Source organism: Mycobacterium sp. (assembly GCF_035603715.1).
Classification (GTDB): Bacteria; Actinomycetota; Actinomycetes; order Mycobacteriales; family Mycobacteriaceae; genus Mycobacterium.
In genome coordinates this window covers 1-19,854 of record NZ_DATNJW010000594.1, presented here as the reverse complement: position 1 = coordinate 19,854, position 19,854 = coordinate 1, and the positions used below count along the sequence as shown (strand labels likewise).

Sequence of the window (19,854 nt, the reverse complement as noted above, 5' to 3'; positions counted from 1 at the left end):
TTCGTGCCGTCATACAAGCAGAACTACGACGACCGGCAGTACCAGCCGGCGTCGGCCTCGGCGAAGAAAGGCTTCGCGGCCGCCGACCGCCATTTCCCGCCCAGCAAGCTGTTCTCCGAGATGTTGATGGTCGAGACCGACCACGACATGCGCAACTCTGCCGATTTCATCTCGCTGGACCGTGTCGCGAAAGCCCTGATCCGGCTGCCGGGCGTGGCCATGGTGCAGAGCATCACCCGACCGTTGGGCCGGCCCCTGGAACACGCGACCATCCCGTATTTGTTCACCACTCAAGGGAGTGGAAACGGCCAGCAGCTCCCCTTCAACAGGGAACAGAACATGAACACCGATCAGCAGGCGGACATCCAGAAGCACTCGGTCGAGGTGCTGCGCCGCGAGATCGGCTTCTTCCAGAAAGTGTCCGACGAGATCCACAGCACCGTGCTCACCATCGAGGACCTCGAGAAGATCACCAACGAGATGAACGAGGAGATCTCCAATCTCGACGACTTCTTTCGGCCGATCAAGAGCTACTTCTATTGGGACAAGCACTGTTTCGACATACCGATCTGCTGGGCGCTCAGATCGGTGTGGGACACCATCGACCACATCGACCACTTGGCCGAAGACATCAACAGCGCCAAGATCTCGCTGCAGGAGGTCGATAAGGCGTTCCCGCCCATCATCGCCCAACTCAAAGCCACCGCCGACGACACCGAAGCCCTGCGAGCCAAGCTGGTCAACTCCTACGGGTCGGCGGATCTGCAGACCATCCAGACCGAGCAGACCTTCGATGACTCGATCAATGTCGGTAACGACTTCGATCGGGCGCGCAGCGACGACTTCTTCTACATTCCGCACGAGGGATTCGACAACGAAGACGTCAAAACCGGTATGCAACTGATGATGTCGCCCGACGGCAAGGCGGCGCGGTTTATCGTCACCCACGAGGGCAATGCGATGGGCCCAGAGGGGGTGCAGCATGTCGAACAGTTCCCGACGGCGATCACGACGATCCTGAAGGAGACCTCGCTGGCCGGCGCGAAGGTTTATATCGGTGGCTCGGCGTCGAACAACACAGACATCAAGCAATACGCCGCATCTGATCTGCTGATAGCGGCGATCGCGGCCTTCGTGTTGATCTTCTTGATCATGATGTTCCTGACACGAAGTTTGATCGCTGCCTTTGTCATTCCGGCCACGGTGGCCTTTTCGTTCGGCGGGGCGTTCGGGCTTTCGGTGCTCTTCTGGCAACACCTCATCGGACTGCCGCTGCACTGGCTGATATTGCCGCTGTCGTTCATCATCTTGGTGGCGGTGGGGTCGGACTACAACCTGCTGTTGATCGCCCGAGTCAAAGAAGAGGTTCACGCCGGATTGCATACCGGGCTGATTCGCGCACTGGGAAGCACCGGTGGCGTGGTGACTTCGGCGGGTTTGGTGTTCGCGTTCACCATGTTGGCCATGCTGGCCAGCGATCTGCGAACCATCGGCCAGCTCGGGTCCACGGTGTGCATCGGTCTGCTGCTCGACACATTGATCGTGCGGTCGTTCGTGGTGCCGTCGATCGTCACCATCCTCGGAAAGTGGTTCTGGTGGCCAACTCTGGTGCGTTCGCGCCCGCTACAGCCGCAGCCTGGACTGACAGGAGCAAGATATTGAGCTGGGGATTATGGAACTACCTGACAGCGATTACGCTCGCGCTCGAAGTGGTGCTTGCCACCTGCGCCACCGTGTACGTCATGCGGATCTTGCGCCGCACACCAGTGCCGCTGACCAACGAAGTCAACGCCGTGCCGACCGTGCTGGCGAAACTACGTAAACGTGAATCGTTGCAGGACTATGAGAAACCGCTTGCCACGCAAGTCGTTGACGCCCGCAGGCCCCTGATCGCGTTTTCGATTCCGGCCGCCTTCATGACGATGGGACTGTTTTACATTTTCGGTAGCCTCGAGCATCTTCACGGCGCCCAGCCCTCCGAACGCACATTCCTCGGCGTGATCCCGATCATCACGTCGACCAACCTGACCATGCGGATGTTTCTGAGTTCGCGGCTGAAAAGCCGCATAGACAAATAGCTTTACCGCGGTTTGGCGAACGCCAGCAGTCGCACCTTGCTGCTTTGTCGTACCTCGCCGTCGTGGTTCAGGGTGTCGTAAGCGATGGTGACAAACCCGCGGTTGGGACTCGACTTGGACGTGTGCACGTCGACGACTTCGCCCTCGACGTGGAGTCGGTCACCCGGTCGCGTTGCGGTAGGCCAGGCGACCTCGACGCCCGCGCCGATGATGCCGCGCGCCAGCGTAATTCCTGACGTGACGAGCAGGCGCATCGTGATGGCGGCGGTATGCCAGCCGCTGCCCGCGAGCCCATGAAAGAAGGTGTCGTGGGCAGTCTCGTCGCTCAGGTGAAACGGTTGGGGGTCCCACTTGGTGGCGAATTCGATGATGTCGTCGGCGGTGAGGTCGTAGACATCGGTAGAAAATCGATGCCCGACGTGAAGATCGTCCAACCAAAGTTCGGTAGCCATCGTGACCCTCCGCCGTTACCCGTCTGACTGAAATATTATATAGTTAGCGAATTCTGTCCGCGAGATGTTCAGAGTGTTAATCACTGCCAGCCGTGCGACTAAAGGCTGCTGAAGAGTTGCCTCGCGGCGGTGCGGGCCTCCGACGTCATCTGCCCACCCGGTTATCGTTGAATAACGTGACCACCACAGACCAACCGCCCGACTCGCTGCTCGCGGCCATGGCGGAGGCACACATCCCGACAGAAAATCACCAATTCATCCGTCGAGTCACCGCTGCAATCGGCATCGCCGAATACCGTGCGGTCGTCAGTCCTGACAAGCCATACATCGTGGCGAAGAGGCGTGACGGTCTGCCCGATCTGCACATCTACCACGGGTACACGACGGGCTTCATCACCGAACAAGAAATCGCCGGTGTCGCGGACAGCGGCGCCGGGCGCGGACCCAGCTCGCGAACGGGCACCTGGTACGTCGAGCACCCGGAGAATCGGGTGCGCCTGGGCGGCAAGCGGTCCGGCGATGTTCGGCGTGAGGGAAAATTCTGCACCTGCGGCATGCAGTTGTCGCTCACCGGGGTGTGCGTCAGCTGCGACTAATTCTGCTGTGACTGAACGGCATTGACGTGCTCAGGGGACCCGTCTCCAGTCCTGGCAGTTATGCGACTCGAAAGCCTTGACCCCCGTATTGATGTTCGCGAACATCGGACCGACCGAAGTGTTGGTCTGCAGGACATGATCCTTGGCCGCATCGGGTGTGCTGTAGGTGAACCACGAACACATTGAGTCCTGGGTTGGCACGTTGTTGATCCACACACCAAAGGTCGATCCCGACCCGCCCGTGCGGTACAGGCCCGGTGCGATGTCGGGTCCGACGACAAAGAAACCATTGCCCGGGATCGGGTCGAGCGGATCGGCGACCGCCGGCGGGGCCAGCGCGACCACTGCGATCAACACGGCCGACAAGCGCAGTAGTGGGGGCATGACTCTTCCTCCAAGCTGAAGCCCCCCACGGAAGCCTAAGCCCGAACGGACGCCAACGCCGACGATTCCGCTTCCCCACGGTGGCAGGATGAGCCCATGAGCACTGGCACACTTCCCGACTTCAATCCACAGGACCCGCTCGGCCTGGACAGCTCACTGTCCGACGACGAGGTCGCAGTGCGTGACACGGTCCGTCAGTTCTGCGCCGAGCACGTCATCCCGCACGTCGCGGAGTGGTTCGAGATCGGCGATCTCCCGGTCCGCGACCTGGCCAAGCACTTCGGTCAGCTGGGATTGCTCGGCATGCACCTGGAGGGTTACGGGTGCGGCGGCGCGTCGTCGGTGCACTACGGGCTGGCGTGTACCGAACTGGAGGCCGCCGACTCCGGCATCCGGTCGATGGTCTCGGTACAGGGGTCGCTGGCCATGTTCGCGATCTGGCGATTCGGCTCCGAAGAACAGAAGCAACAGTGGCTGCCCGGCATGGCCGCCGGCGAACTGCTCGGCTGCTTCGGCCTGACCGAACCCGATGCCGGCTCCGATCCGGCTTCGATGACCACCCGGGCGCGGCGCGACGGGTCGGACTGGATCCTCAACGGCCGCAAGATGTGGATCACCAACGGGTCGGTCGCCGACGTGGCGATCGTCTGGGCGGTCACCGACGACGGCGTGCGCGGCTTTGTCGTCCCCACCAAGACGCCCGGGTTTACCGCCAACACCATTCACCACAAGCTCTCGCTGCGGGCGTCGATCACCAGCGAGCTGGTGCTCGACGACGTCCGCCTGCCCGACGACGCGATGCTGCCCGAGGTGAAGGGGCTCAAAGGTCCGCTGTCGTGTCTGTCGGAGGCGCGTTACGGCATCATCTGGGGTTCGATGGGCGCCGCGCGATCCGCGTGGCAGGCTGCGCTGGACTACGCCGGACAACGCACCCAATTCGGCCGTCCGATCGCCGGATTCCAGCTGACCCAAGCCAAACTCGTGGACATGGCCGTCGAATTGCACAAGGGTCTGCTGCTGGCGCTGCAGCTGGGGCGACTCAAGGACAGCGTGGGTCTGCGACCCGAGCAGGTCAGCTTCGGCAAGCTCAACAACACCCGGGAAGCGATCGAGATCTGCCGCACGGCGCGAACCATATTGGGCGGCAACGGGATATCGCTGGAGTATCCGGTGATCCGGCACATGGTCAACCTGGAATCGGTGCTTACCTACGAGGGGACTCCGGAAATGCACCAACTAATCCTGGGTCAGGCCTTCACCGGCATCGACGCCTTTCGCTGACAGGAGCATCTGAATGAGCGCACGGCTGGAGTACACCTCCGAGCACCGGCAGTTCCGCGAAATGGTTCACGACTTTGTGCAGCAGACTGTTGTCCCGGCCCACGAGCAGTGGGAGAAGGCCAGCTGCCTGGATCGTTCGCTGTTCACCGAGGCCGGCAAGCTTGGGCTGCTGGCATTTTCGGTTCCCGAGGAGTTCGGCGGGCCAGGTGTCGACGATTTCCGCTACAACGCGATCGTCGTGGACGAACTCCAGCGGGCCGGCGCGGCCGCCGAGGCGATCGCGTTGTCACTGCAGAACGACATCGTGCTGCCCTATCTCACCGAACTGACGACAGCCGAACAGCAGCGACGATGGTTGCCCGGTGTGGTCACCGGCGAGACGGTGATCGGCATCGCGATGACAGAACCCGGCGCCGGTAGCGACCTGGCGGGGATCCGCACCACCGCAGTGCGAGACGGCGACCACTACGTGGTCAACGGCGCGAAGACCTTTATTTCCAACGGGCAGACCGGTGACTTGTTCGTCGTCGCGGTGCGCACCTCGCCCGATCGGCACAAGGGGTTGTCGCTGCTGGTAGTCGAGCCGGAAACCCCGGGCTTCAGCCGCGGCCGGAACTTGGAGAAGATCGGTCTGCACGCCCAGGACACCAGCGAGCTCAGCTTCACCGACATGCGGGTTCCCGTCGAGAACCTACTCGGCGAAGAAGGGCGGGGCTTCTATCAACTGATGAACAACCTGCCCCAGGAACGGCTGTCGCTGGCTGTCGGCGCGGTGGCGGCGGCCGAGGGGGTGATGGCCGAAACCCTCGGCTACGTCAAACAGCGAAACGCGTTCGGCTCCCCCATCTCCGGCTTGCAGAACACTCAATTCGTGCTCGCCGAGCTGTCGACCGAGATCGATGTCGCACGTACCTATCTCGACGACTGCATCGCCGAACACCTCGCCGGGGAGTTGACCGCGGCCCGGGCCGCGCGGCTGAAATGGTGGACCACCGAACTTCAGGTTCGCACCGCCGACCGCTGCTTACAACTGCATGGCGGATACGGGTACATGCGGGAATACCCGGTCTCGCGCGCTTTCGTCGACGCTCGCATCCAGACGATTTACGGCGGGACCACCGAGATCATGAAGACGATTATCGCCAAGGATCTCGGGATCTGAAGTCGCTCAGGCGCTTTCGCGGGTAATCATCGACATCCCGTTAACGCCGGGCACGGGCAGTGTCTCCACCGGGGAGGGCATCCGCACCGCGGCTCCGACCAAAATCATCGCCGCGGCGGTGGAGGCATCCACTTCCCACTGCGACCCGCTGCCGTATTTGAGGAGCTTGTCCCGGGTTTCGGTGTCGGTGATGAACATGATCCATACGGGTTCTGAGTTGTTTTCCATTGTTCTACCTCTGTAAGTTTTCGGGCTGGACATGGGCGCTGGATGAGGACACGACTATGAGGCCACCTCGCAGTCACTCGACCGGACTGGCTTTGCCAGGCTGACGGGGAGCAAGCCGGAAAGCCCCGTGCCGATCTGACCCCGACGAAATTGCTCGTGGATCAAATCCTTTGTCTCGCTGACGATCTTGGTGAGCTGGTTCGGTTGCGCGTGGTTGAAGAAATCGCGCCGGTTCCACCACAGCAGCTTGGTTCGGTAGTGCTCATTGGGGTAGGGCGTCGCCGGAATGGCCGCCACCACTGGTCCGGAGGAACGCCAGGTGTTCAGGATCGCCGTCGCGGCGGTGCACATGAGGTACTGGAAATCGAGGATGACCATCATGTAGAAGCCGCTGCGCGCCAACGCGCTGGTAAGAAACGGATTACGGCCGGCAGCATCGGTAACCCAACCGGCCTTCATTTCCAGAACGCCGTACGGCACCCGGTCGGCGATCATCTGCCGGACGTCTTGCTGACCGGGCTGGCCCGCCCACTCAGCGACCGCATGCGAGTCGTCGGCGGAGCGAAGTGCCTTGGCCCGCAGTCCACCGACCACCTGTCCGGCATCGTCGACCACGGCGCAGAACATGATGGTGTCGTGCCCGTCGCGCAGCGCGTCGACGTCGAGGGCGCATTCCACGCCACGCTTGCGGTAACTCCGAACGGCGCCCGCCGCGTACTCGGCCCACAGTTCGGGGTCGGCGGCCGGCTGGGAAACAATGAGCGTGCCGTCAATGTCGCGGTCAGGCCAGCTAAAGCCCTGGCCCAGCGAAAAGCCTCCGACCGGTGAGCCCAGGGTTGCGGGTTTCATCGGTCTCCTCTCGACTGGTACCAGACTGCGCGTTGGGTAAAGCTGGTCTGTTTCATTCGTTTAGTATCGTTTCTTCTTATAGAAATACCAGACGATATTCGACAGCACAATAGGCAGTCATCGGGACTGGTTATCCGAACAAAAGCTGAGGATTAAGTATGAAAACGGGCCGGCCTAGCGGCGCGGTGGCGCGCGCGTACGCGGCGACCAGCGAGGAGTACCCCGGCAGGTCGACCCTCTACGCCGGCCACAACGCCTTCACGCGGCGTCCCTGCGCGGCGCCGAAGGTTGGTTCCGCACCAGACTTGACACCTGTAAAGTCCGTCGAATGGACAACATCAGGGGCAAGACCATCGTCATCACCGGCGCTGCCCGCGGCATCGGGTACGCGACCGCGCAAGCGCTGCTGGCGCGCGGTGCCCGCGTGGTCATCGGCGACCGGGACCTAGGTGTGCTCGAGAGCGCAGTCGCCGGCATCAGCAGTCTGGGGCAGGTGACCGGTCATCCTCTGGACGTGACCGACAAGGAATCGTTCGCGGCTTTTCTCGACAAGGCCCGTGCCGACGGCGGCGGACACATCGACGTGCTGATCAACAACGCCGGTGTGATGCCGGTTGGTCCGTTTCTCGAGCAGTCGGCGCAGGCCATCCGCTCGTCGATCGAGGTGAATTTCTACGGAGTGCTCACCGGTTGTCAGCTGGTGCTGCCGGAGATGGTGAAGCGCCGCAACGGGCACATCATCAACATCGCATCACTGGCCGGGATGGTCGCCGTGCCCGGTCAGATCATCTACGCCGGAACAAAATTCGCAGTCGTCGGGCTCTCCACCGCGATGGCCGACGAATTCGCCCCGCAGGGTGTCAAGGTCACCGCGGTCCTGCCGACCTTCACCAACACCGAACTGATCTCGGGAACGTCGCCGTCGGCCGCGCAGAAGCCGGTCGAGCCGTCCGACATCGCCGCAGCGATCGTCAAGGTGCTCGACAAGCCGAAATCTCGGGTGTCGGTGCCTAGTTGGGGTAAATCATTTGCCGCCGTGTTCACCCTGCTGCCGGACCGCGGTCGCCGCTGGCTCAGCAAGAAGACGGGCACCGATGCGGTGTTCCTCAACCTCGACACCGCCGCTCGCCGGACCTACGAAGATCGCGCGCAGCACGCGACGGGGGTTGTGGAGCGCAAGGAGTGATCAGCGCCCGCGCGGCGCGTACATGATCACCCCGACGCCGGCCAGGCACACCGCCGCGCCGATGATGTCCCAGCGGTCCGGCCGAAAACCGTCCAGCGCCATGCCCCAGGCCAGTGATCCGGCGACGAACACGCCACCGTATGCGGCCAGCACCCGGCCGAACTGCGAATCGGGTTGAAAAGTCGCGACAAAGCCGTAGGCGCCCAACGCAATCACCCCGAGGCCCGCCCAGATCCAGCCGCGATGTTCGCGGATGCCCTGCCAGACCAGCCACGCGCCACCGATCTCCAGCACCGCCGCCACCGCAAACAGCAGGATCGACCTTACGACAGTCACCCAATCAGCGTAGGGCCCTAACCGGCCGTCGAGGCGCTCAGGGTTCTGATGGTCTGAGACTCGATGCCCTGAAACGCAGTTCCATCCGGCCGCAGCAGATCGTGAAACCACACCTTCGGGACCGACGAATACGGGTGGTTCCACGAGTCCCACGGGAAGTAGGTCTGCGTCTTGCCCGCGACCAAACCCCAGTTGATCGCACCGACATTGTGCCGCTTGGCAACTGGCAAGATGCTCTCGATGGTGCTGCCCTGCGGGCGGGCCATGTATTCGGTACACAGGATGGGGCGTCCATGGGGGGCGAGCTCACCGATGCGGGACTCGAACGTCGACGGCCCGGCGTACGAGTGAAAGCTGATCACGTCGGAGTTGGCGAGCTGAATGTTCTGGATTGTTGTGCGGCTACCTGGATCTGCCCATTCGCCGTCCCACACGCCGCTGGTCAGCGGTTGACGCGCATCGGCGGCACGGGCCCAGTTGAAGACCTGAGGGAGCAGATCGGCGACCCGTTCGAGTTTGTCGCCGCGCTCGACGCTGCGGTATTGCGGTGCGGGATTGTCAGGTTCGTTCCACACGTCCCAACCCAAAACCCGATCGTCGTTGCGGAATTGGGTCATCACGCCGGTGACGTAGTCCTGCAGGGTGCGGGTGTAGCGCTTGTCATCGATGCGCTCGGCCCCGGGGCTCTGCACCCAGCCGGAGTTGTGCACGCCGGGCGTCGGTGCATGCTGTTGGCCGAGTTTGGGGAACGGATCCCAGCAGGAATCGAAGAGCACGAAGAGCGGTTTGATCCGGTGACGTGACGCGATGTTGACGAATTGCGCCAGACGCGTTTGAAAGCCGCGGGAGTCCTGAGCCCACAGCTGATCGTGCAGGAATACCCGTACCGAGTTGAGTCCGTGTAGCCGGGCCCAACCCAATTCGGTGTCGATACGCCGTGGGTCGTAGGTGCCCGGCTGGAACATCTCGAGCTGATTGATCGCGGTGGACGTGATGAAGTTCGCGCCGACGGGCCAGCCCTGGGCTTGGTACCAACGGTTGGCTCGGTCGGCCGACCACCGACTCGACTCGGCAGAGGCGCGGGGTGGCTCAGCGGAGGCGCGCGGAGATGACGCCAGAGCAGTGCCGGCAGCAAGCATCAACGGCAGTTTCAGAACCGTTCGGCGGTACACGAACTGACGATAAGTTGAGCGCGCCGCTGTTCCCGGTATTCATTCCGCGCGTCGCGATACTTTGTTGTGGCAATTGTTATCTCGCCGTCATCACATCACCGCGACGTGGCAAGCATCCGCTCCAGGGTCAACGCTTGCGCTCCGGCCGATACCGACGTCGGCCCCGCGGTTGCGATCATCGCCCACCGGCCCGGCACGACGGCGACCTCCTCGCAAGGCTGTTCGGCCGTGCAGAATTCCGACACCAGCGAGCGGATGTTCTCGGCGCTTTCCGTCGCCTCGGGACTGAGCACGCGTGTCGCAGCCCCGACGCCGATCTCGGGATGGCGCGCCATGAACTCGCGTAAGAACAGGGCACCGGTGACTTTCGGGTTGATGTCCTGAACAGCGGCCACCACCGTGTCGCCGAAAACGCCGCCCACCGTGCCGACGGCGAAGTCGATGCCGCAGTGCAGCAAACCCAGTCGTTGATGGAGTTCGGTCATCGTCTTTCGCAGCCCGATGTAGAGGCCCGGGTCCAGACCCAGGTTTTCCCAGTCCGCGGCGCTCAGGTAGATGTTGCCCTTCCACGACGTGCCGCGCATGAACTGCAAAGTCAGACCGTCCAGCAGCGTGCCCGAGCGCACATGGGCTGACGGTGTGGTCAGGATCCGTTCACCGCCGACTTCTTTTTCGAAGTAGGTGACGTGCGCTTCGAGGACTTGGTCACCGCCCAACTTCCACGCGGCGGTCGCAAGCTCCTCGAGACGCCGGGTGTCGTCGAGTTCGATATTCGGCACGATCCGGCCGCCGTTGGCGCCTTCGGACGGCTTCAAGCAAGCACGCGACAGCCCGTACCGGTCCTGCAGGAGGTCGCCCGCCCGAAGAAGATCGCGAACGAAATCTTCGCAATCCTCTTGCCACGTAACCGCATAACCGGGTAGCACGGGAATGGCTGTTTGCAGGACTTTGAACGCCTCGCTCGCCCGGTGCTCGTGCTCCAAAATGACTGCGCCCGGCTGGCCGGCCACCTGGCTCTCCAGACTCAATGCGGCCCCGACCGTCGGATGCAGCATGCGCTTACGGTTCCACACCCCCAGGCGAGAATCGTTGGCGTCGACGCGGATTCGGCCAAGCCCGGTGATCCGGGCCAACCACGTCACGAATAGCTGGAACTCGGGTTCAAAGTCATACGGGCACACCACCGTTGAAGGGTTCTCTCGCAGAAACTCGATGATCTGGCGCATCACCGGATCGCGGTCGCCACCGTCGACCGCGCGACGCAGCAGCGCCTGAGACATGTAGTAGTAGTCCGCATCCGGAAGTACCAGGCGCTCAACGCCGCTCGGCGCGGCACCGCGCCGCCATGGCAGCGTCCGTCCGACAACGAGATCGCCACTGCGGGCAAGGTAGAGTCCGCGAGTCTCCACATACGTGGTGAGGTCCAATAGCGGCCGCCCCTCCACCATCGCGGTGAGATCGGTTTCGAAGCTGCTGGCGTACGGCGTGGTCGAATGCACCATCAGACGCGGCTGTTCCTCGCTTGGCGACGAGAATTCGACATGCTCGCCGACCAGCTCGGGGAGCTCCTCGGGTTCGATCGACAGCAGCTTGCGCGTCGCGATGGCGAAGTCGGTTTCGTCGAATCTCAGTGGGCCCGCGTAGCTCTGCCAGGGAATTTCGTCACCATCGACCACGACGGCCCATTCATAGAAATTGCCGGTCAGCGGATGAGGTGACGTCCGCGGCCGGCTGATGCACGATATCACTCAGGTCACTCCATATCTGGCCCAGTGCAGTCAGGGGTAGACGCTGCGATACGCACCGTCGTTCTGGGTATCGACCGTACTCGCTGTGTCGTTACTATCCCGCCGAAGCTTCTTAGCAGACCAAATCGACTGAGAAGACTAAACAACGGCAAGATGAATAACGGCGTAACGAGCAACCATCGCGCCAACATCGATTGTCGGACATGCAGATTGCCGATGACCAGGAAACTCTCAGCGGACTCCTAGCTCAAAGCCCTGTCGATGTCGGCAATCAGGTCATCGGTGCTCTCCAGCCCCACCGAGATGCGAACTACCCCGTCGCCCAACCCAATAGCCGCACGTCCTTCGGGCCCCATTGCGCGATGGGTTGTCGTCGCCGGGTGGGTGACAAGGGATTTCGAGTCCCCCAAGTTGTTGGAGATGTTGATCAACTGCAGTTTGTCCAGTACCTCGAAAGCTCGCTGCTTGGCCGCACTGTCAGGGACGTCGAGCTCGAAGGTCACCACCGTGCCGCCGCCGGACATCTGCCGCTTGGCCAGGTCGTACTGCGGGTGCGACGTCAAAAACGGGTAGCGAACCCACCGCACCGCGGAGTGGCCTTCCAGGTATTCGGCGATCCGCTGCGCCGACGCGTTCTGGTAGTCGACCCGAATTGCCAACGTCTCAAGGCCTTTCAGCATCACCCAGGCGTTGAAGGCGCTCATTGCGGGCCCGGTGTGACGCATCAGCTTCTGCACCGGGCCGTCGATGTATTCCTTGTCGCCGAGGATAGCCCCACCGAGCACTCGGCCCTGCCCGTCGATGTGCTTGGTACCCGAGTAGACCACCACGTCGACACCGAGCGGAAAGCCCTGCTGCAGAAGCGGAGTCGCAAAAACGTTGTCCAGCACGACTTTCGCCCCAGCCGCGTGCGCGAGCTCGGTGACGGCGGCGATGTCGACCAACGATTGCATCGGATTCGACGGCGTCTCGAAGAACACCGCCTGGGTAGGCACGGAAAGCGCCTTCTCCCACTGAGATAGGTCGTCGCCGTCGACGAACACAGTCTCGACGCCCCACCGCGGCAGGATCTCGCTGCACACCACGAAACACGACCCGAACAGGCTGCGCGCGGCGACCAGCCGGTCACCGGCCGCCAGCAACGCACCAAGCGAGGTGAAGACCGCCGCCATCCCGCTCGCGGTGGCGAATGCCGCGGGGGCACCCTCGATCAGGCGCAGGCGTTCCTCGAACATGCTGACCGTCGGGTTGCCGTACCGCGAGTAGACGTAGCGATCGACTTCGCCGGTGAAGGCCTGCTCGGCCTCGGCAGACGAGCCGTAGACGTAGCCGGACGCCAGATACATGGCTTCGGCGGTCTCTTCGAACTGCGACCGCAAGATGCCGCCGCGCACACCGATTGTGGCCTGGCTGACGCCGTCGGGCAGCTGTAATGGCGTGCGGACCGACGGCACCTGCTTGGGCTCGTCAGTCATGTCTGCTTCCACGGCAAACCGATTGCCCGCCAGCCTCTTCCGCCGCGATGACTGTCGCCGTCAAGTTGACCCTCGAAACCGTCGAGCACGTTGTAGGACGGGGCTATGCCGGCCTCGGTGGCGGCCTCGGCCGCCCCGATCGAGCGGTTGCCCGAGCGACACAGGAACACCACCGGGCGATCGTCGCGGGCCGGAACGTGCTCCAACAGTTCGGCCACGAAGTTTTCGTTGGGCTTGCCGTCGGAAGCGTTCCATTCGATGTACACGACATCGCGGCCCAGGCTGGCCAGGTCGGGCACTCCGACGAAGCGCCATTCGGCGTCGGTGCGTACGTCGACCAGAACCGCCTCAGGGTTCTCGCTGAGCATCTTCCATGCCTGCTCGGGGGTGATATCTCCTGCGTATCGACTCATGACATAGCCCCTGACCTGTGGTTTTGCACACCCCGGAGGACGCATTTCCCGCCCGAATATCCGTGCATGACAAGCAGCCTAATGGTGGCTGAACGATGTTCCCGACCCAGAGCGAAGCAGCAGACGACGAACGCCGGGTCGGCGCGGCCGCACAGCATGACAGCAGCGGCGCGGGGTTCGGAGCGCCCGGTCTAAGACCTTTGCACGAGACCTGACTGACCCTTGTCGCTCCGGGATACGCTAGCTAAATGACTGACTCCGCTGACGGTGTCGTTGCGCTGCGACTCATCCTGGCGTCGCTGGACCCCGACGCCGAGAAAGAAGCGCGCAGCCATTCGATTGAAGTCATCGCCGACGAGGTCGGCCATTCCCCCGAACGTTGGCGTGAGATCGCAATACGCACCGCCAGGGTTGCCGCGCTGTTCGCCAGCATGGCCAGTAGGTCAACAGATCTTGACGACGCCCGCGTTAAAGCCCAGTCGGCAGTTGAGAGGCTGTTGGCGGGGGCGCTCAAACCCGGCACGAACTAAAAGCACGCGCGGCGGCGCACCCGCGCCGAAGCGATTCCGCACATGGTTTCTTCACTCGTTTGGTCGGTCAGGGTGTCGAGCACATGTTCCATGCTTACCGTTTCCGCAGCTCACAGCTCTGCTGTCTCGACCTTGTCTCGATTCTGTCTTGACAGTCAGGTGTGAGATCTCCTGCGTAGCGGAAGCTTCTGGCCTCGACGCCGCGGCGGGCTACCAGAGCCGTCGCAGCGCGGTCGACACCTCGCGCGCGTGGCTGCGCGCAGCGGTCACGTCGGCGGCGGTGACGACGGCGGCCCCCAACGGGCGCCGAGCTTCGGAGGCGTCGTGGCTGAACACCCGCACGTCGCTTTCCGGCCTGCGCAGCGCATCGGCGAGCGCACCACCGGAATGCGGACCCTGGACTGCACCGCCCGCGTAGATCACCTCCGCGGCGCCGGGCGAAATCATGATCGTGTCGACCGGAAGTCCCAGGATGGCGCGGGCCTGCAGCTCGAATTCCGAGAGTCGTTGGGTGCGCGTGGTCACCAGGCCACTCTCGAACGGCCGGGCGGTGACGTCGCTGAAGTAGACCTCGTCCCCGCGGACCATCAACTCCACCCCGAACACACCGCGGCCACCCAGCGCCTTAACGATCCGGGCCGCGATCGACCTGCCCGCATCGAGTGCGGCGGGGGTCATGTCCTGCGGCTGCCAGTACTCCTGCACGTCACCAATGGCCTCGCCATGACCGATCGGCGCACAGAAGTCGAGCGTCGGCCCCGTCGGCCCGATGCTGCGCACCGTCAGCAGAGTGACGTGAAAGTCGATCTCGACCAGAGTTTCGGCCACCACCCGGCTGTGGGCCAGTCGGCCACCGGCGGAAACTGCACGCTGCCAGGCCGACTCGAGATCGCCTGGCAGCAGGACCACGGACTGCCCTTCGCCGCCGACGGCAGCCACCGGTTGCACGCGCAACGGGTAACCGGCGTGGTCGGCGATGGCGCGCAGCTCGTCGAGCGAACCCGCGAACCAGAACGGAGCGGTGGGCAGGCCCAGTTCGTCGGCGGCCAGCCGGCGCATGCCTTCCCTGTCGGCGGTGAGCCTGGCGCAGTGCGGGGTGGGCACCACCTCGGCGGTACCGGCTTCGGCCGCTGCGAGCAATGCGTCCGTCGCGACGACGTCGGAGGCCGTCACCACGAATTGCGGCTGTAGCCGTCTGATCGCGGCACCCAGCTCGTCGGCGTCGGTCATGTTGACCACCAGTGCCTGGTCGGCCACGCCATGCGCCGGCGCATCGGCGTACCGCTCGGCGGCGATCACGTGCGCGCCCAGCCGCTGCAGCGCGATCGCCAGCTCGCGGCTGAACTCTCCGGACCCCAGCAGCATCACCGTCGGCCCGCGGCCATCGCGGTGCGCGTGAGTCAACTCGTTCTGCGGCCTGACGTCAGCCACCGGTTCCACCTTCTCCCTAGTTACGCTGCTCAAGGATAGGTGCGCTGCTCGTGTGACCGACGTCGCGCAGTTCGCAGCCCCTACGGCTGGCCGGGTAGCAGCCGCACCATCAAGCCGTTGGCCTCGGCCAGCAGCGTGTCGCCGTCGAGCAGTTCGCCGCGGACAAAGGCCTTGCGGCCCTCCGTCGCCGCCACGTGACCCCGGACCGTCAACGGCGTGTCGATCGGGGTGATCTTGCGGTAGTCGACGTGCAGGAAGCCGGTGCGGCTGATCGGCCGGGCAGCGGCGTGCACGACCATTCCGAAGACGTGGTCGAACAGCAGCGGGAGCACACCGCCGTGCACCGCACCGTTACCGCCGACGTGGAACCGGGTGAAGTGGCCGCGCATCTCCACGCCGTCGGGGTCGTACCTGGTCATCGTCCACGGCGGTAGCAGCAGGCTGCCCATTCCGGGCAGTTGCGGCGAACGGCCCGCCGGGGCCTGGCCTTCGGGGGCCTTGAACGGGGCGAGCTGATCAGCCAGGGCTTCGGCGTGCTCGGCGGCGTCATTCCAGACATCGTCGCTGGGGTCGGCAGACACCGCCAGATCCTGCAACCGCCGCATTGCTGCCACGAACCGGCCGAACCCGGGGCCCGGGCTGGCGGCGCCGTATTCCGGGAAGCCGCCGTGATGGTCGTAGTCGGGGTCGAGTTGTTCTGGACTCTGCGAGGGATCGGTCATGGGCGGGCCGCAAGAACGTCACGCCGCACGATGGTCTGCTCGCGACCCGGACCGACGCCGATGCACGAAATATGCGCTCCGCCAAGCTCTTCCAGTCGCAACACGTAATCACGAGCCTTGGCCGGCAGGTCGTCGAAATCGCGTGCCTCGGAGATGTCTTCCCACCAGCCGGGTAGTTCCTCGTAGATCGGTTCGGCGCGGTGCAGCTCGCTTTGGGTCATCGGCATCTCAGACGTCTCTTTGCCGTCGACGCGGTAGCCGACGCAGACCGGGACCGTTTCGAGGCTGGACAACACGTCGAGCTTGGTCAGGAAGTAGTCGGTGATCCCGTTGACCCGGGTGGCGTAGCGGGCGATGACGGCATCGAACCAGCCGCAGCGGCGACGCCGGCCAGTAGTCACACCGAACTCGCCGCCGGTCTTGGACAGGTATTCGCCGTTCTCGTCGAACAGTTCGGTAGGGAAGGGGCCGGAGCCGACGCGGGTGGTGTAGGCCTTCAGGATTCCCAGCACGGTGGTGATCCGGGTCGGGCCGATGCCAGAGCCGACGGCTGCGCCGCCGGCGGTCGGATTCGATGACGTCACATAGGGATACGTTCCGTGGTCGACGTCGAGCAGCGTGCCCTGCGAGCCTTCCAGTAGGACAGTCTCACCGGCCTCCAGCGCGTTGTTGAGCAGCAGCCGCGTATCGGCAATGCGGTGCTTGAAACTCTCCGCTTGCTGCAACAGGGCCTCGACGACGTGCCCCGCGTCCAGCGCCTTGCGGTTGTAGATCTTGACCAGCACCTGGTTTTTGAATTCCAGTGCGGCTTCGATCTTGTGGGTCAGCATTTCCTCGTCGAGCACGTCAGCGACCCGGATCCCGATACGGGCGATCTTGTCCTGGTAGCACGGCCCGATACCGCGGCCGGTGGTGCCGATCTTCTTACTGCCCATGTAGCGCTCGGTCACCTTGTCGATGGCGACGTGATAGGGCATCAGCAGATGTGCGTCGGCCGAGATCAACAGCTTCGAGGTGTCGACGCCGCGATCTTCGAGGCCCTTCAGCTCGTCGAGCAGCACGCCCGGATCGACCACCACGCCGTTGCCGATGATGTTGGTGACGCCGGCCGTCAGGATGCCCGACGGGATGAGATGCAGGGCGAAGTTCTCGCCGCTGGGCAGCACCACGGTGTGTCCCGCGTTGTTGCCGCCCTGGTAACGCACCACCCATTTGGTGCGGCCGCCGAGTAGGTCGGTGGCCTTGCCCTTGCCCTCGTCGCCCCACTGGGCGCCGATCAGGACGATTGCCGGCATGGCGTTTCTCCCACTCATTTTTGCCGCTTATTGTGGTCCAGCCGGTGACCCACACTATCGCAGCTGTTTGCGAGGAGGCCCGTGAACGACCCTGACATCGCCGTAGTGATGTTCGATGGCCGTCGCGTGCCGCGATCGCTGACGCGGCTGAGGGTAATTGATCCCGTCGACATTGACGCCTCGCTGGCCTCAGCGCGACGGGTGGTGGTGGTCGGCGCTGACGCCGACCTTGCATCCGTGCTGACCCGGCTGCTGCGCGCCGAGCTGCTGAACGTCGAGGTGGCATACGTTCCGCGCCGCCGCACGCAGGCCACCCGCGCCTACCGCCTACCTGCCGGCAGCCGAGCGGCCCGCCGGGCGCGGCGCCGACCGGCGCAGCGGGTACCGCTGATTCGCGACGAGACCGGGTCCGCGATCGTCGGGGCAGCCGAATGGAGGCCGAGCGGCGACACGCCGGTGCTGCACGGCGAGGCCGTTGTCGACGACGACGTGTTGTTCGACGGCGATGTCCCGGGTGTCCGGATCGAGCCGACGGCGGCGCTGCCCGGGTTGCGCGCCCGCGTGATGGGCGGCCGGTCGCGCCGCTGGCTGACCGGCCGGGCCGCGCAGCTGGGTGGAATCGACATCTCGGTGGTCCGCGATGGTGTGGTCGCGCCACGCGTTGCACGGCGCTCGACGATCTACCGGAACACCGAGGGTTGGCTGCTGGTCCGGTAGTTTCGTTCCGTGAGCGCCCGCGATCTGCATCAGTCGGTTCGGCCCAGCCCGATCTTCTGGGCCATCGTCGGCCTGACGGCATTGGGCGGCGCGCTAGCGTATTTCGTAGGCGACAATGTAGGGCCGCTGGCTTACGTCGCGGTGTTCATCTTCGTGATCGCCGGCTGGGTGGTGTCGCTGTGCCTGCACGAGTTCGGGCACGCCTTCACTGCCTGGCGATCCGGCGATCGTGACATCGCGCTGCGGGGCTACCTGGACATGGATCCGCGGCGCTACGTCAGTCCGGTGTGGTCCATCGTGGTGCCCATCGCGATCACCGCGATCGGCGGGATCGGCCTGCCGGGCGCCGCGGTGTATGTACGGACGTCGTACATGACGAACAAGCAACGCACGCTGGTCAGCCTGGCCGGTCCGGCGGCGAATCTGGTGTTGGCCGTGCTGCTCCTCGAGGTGACCAATCTTTTCTTCGACCCGCTACATCCGGTCTTGTGGGCCGGGGTGGCGTTCCTGGGCTTCCTGCAGATCACCGCGCTGCTGCTGAACCTGCTGCCGATTCCCGGCTTGGACGGCTACAACGCGTTGGAGCCGCATCTGAGCCCAGAGACCCAGCGAGCCCTGGCGCAGTTCAAGCCGTACGGTTTTCTGCTGCTGTTTTTGTTGCTGCTCGCGCCGCCGCTGAACCACTGGTTTTTCGAGCTCGTCGACTTCGTCTTCGAACTTTCCGGAGTGCCCCGGTTGTTGTGGCAGGCCGGAGCCGGGCTCATGCAGTTCTGGCGCCACGGATTCTGAGCTCCCCGTCCTGTGTCGCCGAAGTCGACGGCAACGCGGGAAAGTTCGACAGAAGGCCGCGCCGGCGTCGATCTCGGTGCAGACGCCCTTGCAATACATGCGTAACTCCGCATATATTGCTGGTTATGGGTGCAGGCCATGATCATGCGAGCCCCGGTACCCCGGCACCCAGACTGGCGATAGCCACCGCGCTGCTCGGCGGGTTCTTCGTCGTCGAACTGACCACCGCGCTGACGATCGGCTCGATCTCGCTGCTGGCCGACGCCGGGCACATCCTGACCGACGTCGCCGCCACCTTCATGGGCTTGTGCGCGGTGATCCTCGCCCAGCGCGGCAGCACGTCGCCGGCCCGCACGTACGGCTGGCATCGCGCCGAGGTGTTCACCGCCGTCGCCAACGCCGTACTGCTGATCGGGGTGGCGACGCTGATCCTGCGTGAGGCGATTGGGCGGATCGGCCAGGCACCCGAGGTGCCCGGTATCCCGATGGTCGTCGTGGCGCTGGTGGGGCTGGCCACCAATGTGGCGGTCGCGCTGCTGCTGCGGTCGGACTCGACGCAGAGCCTGGCCGTCAAGGGCGCCTACATGGAGGTGATCGCCGACATGGTCGGCAGCGTCGGTGTGCTGATCGCCGGCGTGGTCACGATCACCACGCACTGGCCCTACGCCGATGTGGTGGTCGCCGTTTTGGTCGCGCTATGGGTGTTGCCCCGGGCGCTGTCGCTGGCCGCAGCCGCCTTGCGGATCCTGTCGGAATCGTCGCCCAGCCACATCAACGTCGACGACCTGCGCGCCGCGCTGGCGGCCGTCGACGGCGTGACGGAGGTGCACGATCTGCACGTCTGGACGCTGGTGCCGGGCAAGGACATGGTGACCGCGCACCTGACCAGCTGCGAAAACTCGGCGCGGGTGCTCAGCGACGCGCGGGCCATTCTGGCCGAACGCGGCCTCGATCACGCCACCATTCAGATCGAGCCGCCGGAAAGCGTCGGCGACTGCGTGGCCGGCTTC

Annotated in this window: 22 protein-coding genes; 10 read left to right on the top strand and 12 right to left on the bottom strand. The window is 64.2% G+C overall.

Features of this window, described 5'->3' with window-relative positions:
* Together VN856_RS24445 and VN856_RS24440 are read left to right on the top strand one after the other, a co-directional pair.
* Window positions 1-1,662: MMPL family transporter (locus tag VN856_RS24445; RefSeq protein WP_325694110.1), on the top strand; the 1,662-nt coding region annotated here is incomplete at its 5' end.
* Window positions 1,587-2,078, top strand: coding sequence for a hypothetical protein (locus VN856_RS24440; RefSeq protein WP_325694107.1), 492 nt, complete (start codon window positions 1,587-1,589; stop codon window positions 2,076-2,078). The genes VN856_RS24445 and VN856_RS24440, both read left to right, overlap by 76 nt.
* 2 nt (window positions 2,079-2,080) lie before the next feature.
* Here the strand turns inward: VN856_RS24440 and VN856_RS24435 are convergent, their stop codons facing one another.
* Window positions 2,081-2,530, bottom strand: coding sequence for a MaoC/PaaZ C-terminal domain-containing protein (locus tag VN856_RS24435; protein ID WP_325694104.1), 450 nt, complete (start codon window positions 2,528-2,530; stop codon window positions 2,081-2,083).
* Window positions 2,531-2,706: 176 nt separating this feature from the next.
* Between VN856_RS24435 and VN856_RS24430 the strand changes: the two genes are divergently transcribed.
* On the top strand, window positions 2,707-3,126 hold the full coding sequence (locus VN856_RS24430; protein ID WP_325694101.1) for a hypothetical protein: 420 nt from the start codon (window positions 2,707-2,709) through the stop codon (window positions 3,124-3,126).
* Window positions 3,127-3,156: 30 nt separating this feature from the next.
* Here VN856_RS24430 and VN856_RS24425 read toward each other — a convergent pair whose 3' ends face one another.
* Complete coding sequence (locus VN856_RS24425; protein ID WP_325694099.1) at window positions 3,157-3,510, bottom strand: hypothetical protein; 354 nt, start codon at window positions 3,508-3,510, stop codon at window positions 3,157-3,159.
* Window positions 3,511-3,606: 96 nt separating this feature from the next.
* Here VN856_RS24425 and VN856_RS24420 point away from each other — a divergent pair, with 96 nt between their 5' ends.
* Both VN856_RS24420 and VN856_RS24415 read left to right on the top strand, forming a co-directional pair.
* A complete protein-coding gene (locus tag VN856_RS24420) occupies window positions 3,607-4,791 on the top strand; it encodes an acyl-CoA dehydrogenase (RefSeq protein WP_325694096.1) in 1,185 nt (394 codons plus the stop codon).
* 13 nt (window positions 4,792-4,804) lie between these two features.
* Window positions 4,805-5,953 carry an acyl-CoA dehydrogenase family protein gene (locus tag VN856_RS24415; RefSeq protein WP_325694093.1) on the top strand — a complete coding sequence of 383 codons (1,149 nt, stop codon included), beginning with the start codon at window positions 4,805-4,807 and terminating at the stop codon, window positions 5,951-5,953.
* A gap of 6 nt (window positions 5,954-5,959) precedes the next feature.
* On the opposite strand, the gene VN856_RS24410 is transcribed toward VN856_RS24415, so the two are convergent.
* Window positions 5,960-6,181 carry a hypothetical protein gene (locus VN856_RS24410; RefSeq protein ID WP_325694090.1) on the bottom strand — a complete coding sequence of 74 codons (222 nt, stop codon included), beginning with the start codon at window positions 6,179-6,181 and terminating at the stop codon, window positions 5,960-5,962.
* Between the two features lie 54 nt (window positions 6,182-6,235).
* Entirely contained in the window at window positions 6,236-7,030 is a 795-nt protein-coding gene (locus VN856_RS24405; RefSeq protein ID WP_325694087.1) for a hypothetical protein, read from the bottom strand.
* Between the two features lie 328 nt (window positions 7,031-7,358).
* Between VN856_RS24405 and VN856_RS24400 the strand changes: the two genes are divergently transcribed.
* On the top strand, window positions 7,359-8,216 hold the full coding sequence (locus VN856_RS24400; RefSeq protein ID WP_325694084.1) for an SDR family oxidoreductase: 858 nt from the start codon (window positions 7,359-7,361) through the stop codon (window positions 8,214-8,216).
* Here VN856_RS24400 and VN856_RS24395 read toward each other — a convergent pair whose 3' ends face one another.
* From VN856_RS24395 to VN856_RS24375, 5 genes are all read right to left on the bottom strand, one after another.
* A complete protein-coding gene (locus VN856_RS24395; RefSeq protein ID WP_325694082.1) occupies window positions 8,217-8,552 on the bottom strand; it encodes a YnfA family protein in 336 nt (111 codons plus the stop codon). It abuts the gene before it with no gap.
* 17 nt (window positions 8,553-8,569) lie between these two features.
* Window positions 8,570-9,724, bottom strand: a complete 1,155-nt coding sequence (locus VN856_RS24390; RefSeq protein WP_325694079.1) for a cellulase family glycosylhydrolase — start codon at window positions 9,722-9,724, stop codon at window positions 8,570-8,572.
* 95 nt (window positions 9,725-9,819) lie between these two features.
* Window positions 9,820-11,472: a hypothetical protein gene (locus VN856_RS24385; protein WP_325694076.1), complete on the bottom strand. Its 1,653-nt coding sequence runs from the start codon at window positions 11,470-11,472 to the stop codon at window positions 9,820-9,822.
* 242 nt (window positions 11,473-11,714) lie between these two features.
* Window positions 11,715-12,947: an O-succinylhomoserine sulfhydrylase gene (locus tag VN856_RS24380; protein ID WP_325694073.1), complete on the bottom strand. Its 1,233-nt coding sequence runs from the start codon at window positions 12,945-12,947 to the stop codon at window positions 11,715-11,717.
* Complete coding sequence (locus VN856_RS24375) at window positions 12,944-13,360, bottom strand: rhodanese-like domain-containing protein (RefSeq protein ID WP_325694070.1); 417 nt, start codon at window positions 13,358-13,360, stop codon at window positions 12,944-12,946. The genes VN856_RS24380 and VN856_RS24375 overlap by 4 nt, the downstream gene beginning before the upstream one ends.
* A 248-nt stretch (window positions 13,361-13,608) precedes the next feature.
* Here VN856_RS24375 and VN856_RS24370 point away from each other — a divergent pair, with 248 nt between their 5' ends.
* Window positions 13,609-13,890, top strand: a complete 282-nt coding sequence (locus VN856_RS24370) for a hypothetical protein (RefSeq protein WP_325694068.1) — start codon at window positions 13,609-13,611, stop codon at window positions 13,888-13,890.
* Window positions 13,891-14,100: 210 nt separating this feature from the next.
* On the opposite strand, the gene purT is transcribed toward VN856_RS24370, so the two are convergent.
* From purT to VN856_RS24355, 3 genes are all read right to left on the bottom strand, one after another.
* Window positions 14,101-15,255, bottom strand: coding sequence for a formate-dependent phosphoribosylglycinamide formyltransferase (gene purT, locus VN856_RS24365; RefSeq protein WP_325694115.1), 1,155 nt, complete (start codon window positions 15,253-15,255; stop codon window positions 14,101-14,103).
* A gap of 146 nt (window positions 15,256-15,401) precedes the next feature.
* Window positions 15,402-16,043 (bottom strand): PaaI family thioesterase, encoded by a 642-nt coding sequence (locus VN856_RS24360; RefSeq protein ID WP_325694065.1) that lies wholly within the window; start codon window positions 16,041-16,043, stop codon window positions 15,402-15,404.
* On the bottom strand, window positions 16,040-17,338 hold the full coding sequence (locus tag VN856_RS24355; protein ID WP_325694061.1) for an adenylosuccinate synthase: 1,299 nt from the start codon (window positions 17,336-17,338) through the stop codon (window positions 16,040-16,042). Before VN856_RS24355 ends, VN856_RS24360 begins: the two co-directional genes overlap by 4 nt.
* A gap of 108 nt (window positions 17,339-17,446) precedes the next feature.
* On the opposite strand from VN856_RS24355, the gene VN856_RS24350 reads away from it, so the two are divergent.
* From VN856_RS24350 to VN856_RS24340, 3 genes are all read left to right on the top strand, one after another.
* Window positions 17,447-18,055, top strand: coding sequence for a peptidase M50 (locus VN856_RS24350; RefSeq protein WP_325694113.1), 609 nt, complete (start codon window positions 17,447-17,449; stop codon window positions 18,053-18,055).
* Between the two features lie 9 nt (window positions 18,056-18,064).
* A complete protein-coding gene (locus VN856_RS24345) occupies window positions 18,065-18,844 on the top strand; it encodes a site-2 protease family protein (protein ID WP_325694058.1) in 780 nt (259 codons plus the stop codon).
* A 125-nt stretch (window positions 18,845-18,969) separates the two neighbouring features.
* A partial coding sequence (locus tag VN856_RS24340; protein ID WP_325694056.1) for a cation diffusion facilitator family transporter occupies window positions 18,970-19,854 on the top strand: 885 nt, incomplete at its 3' end.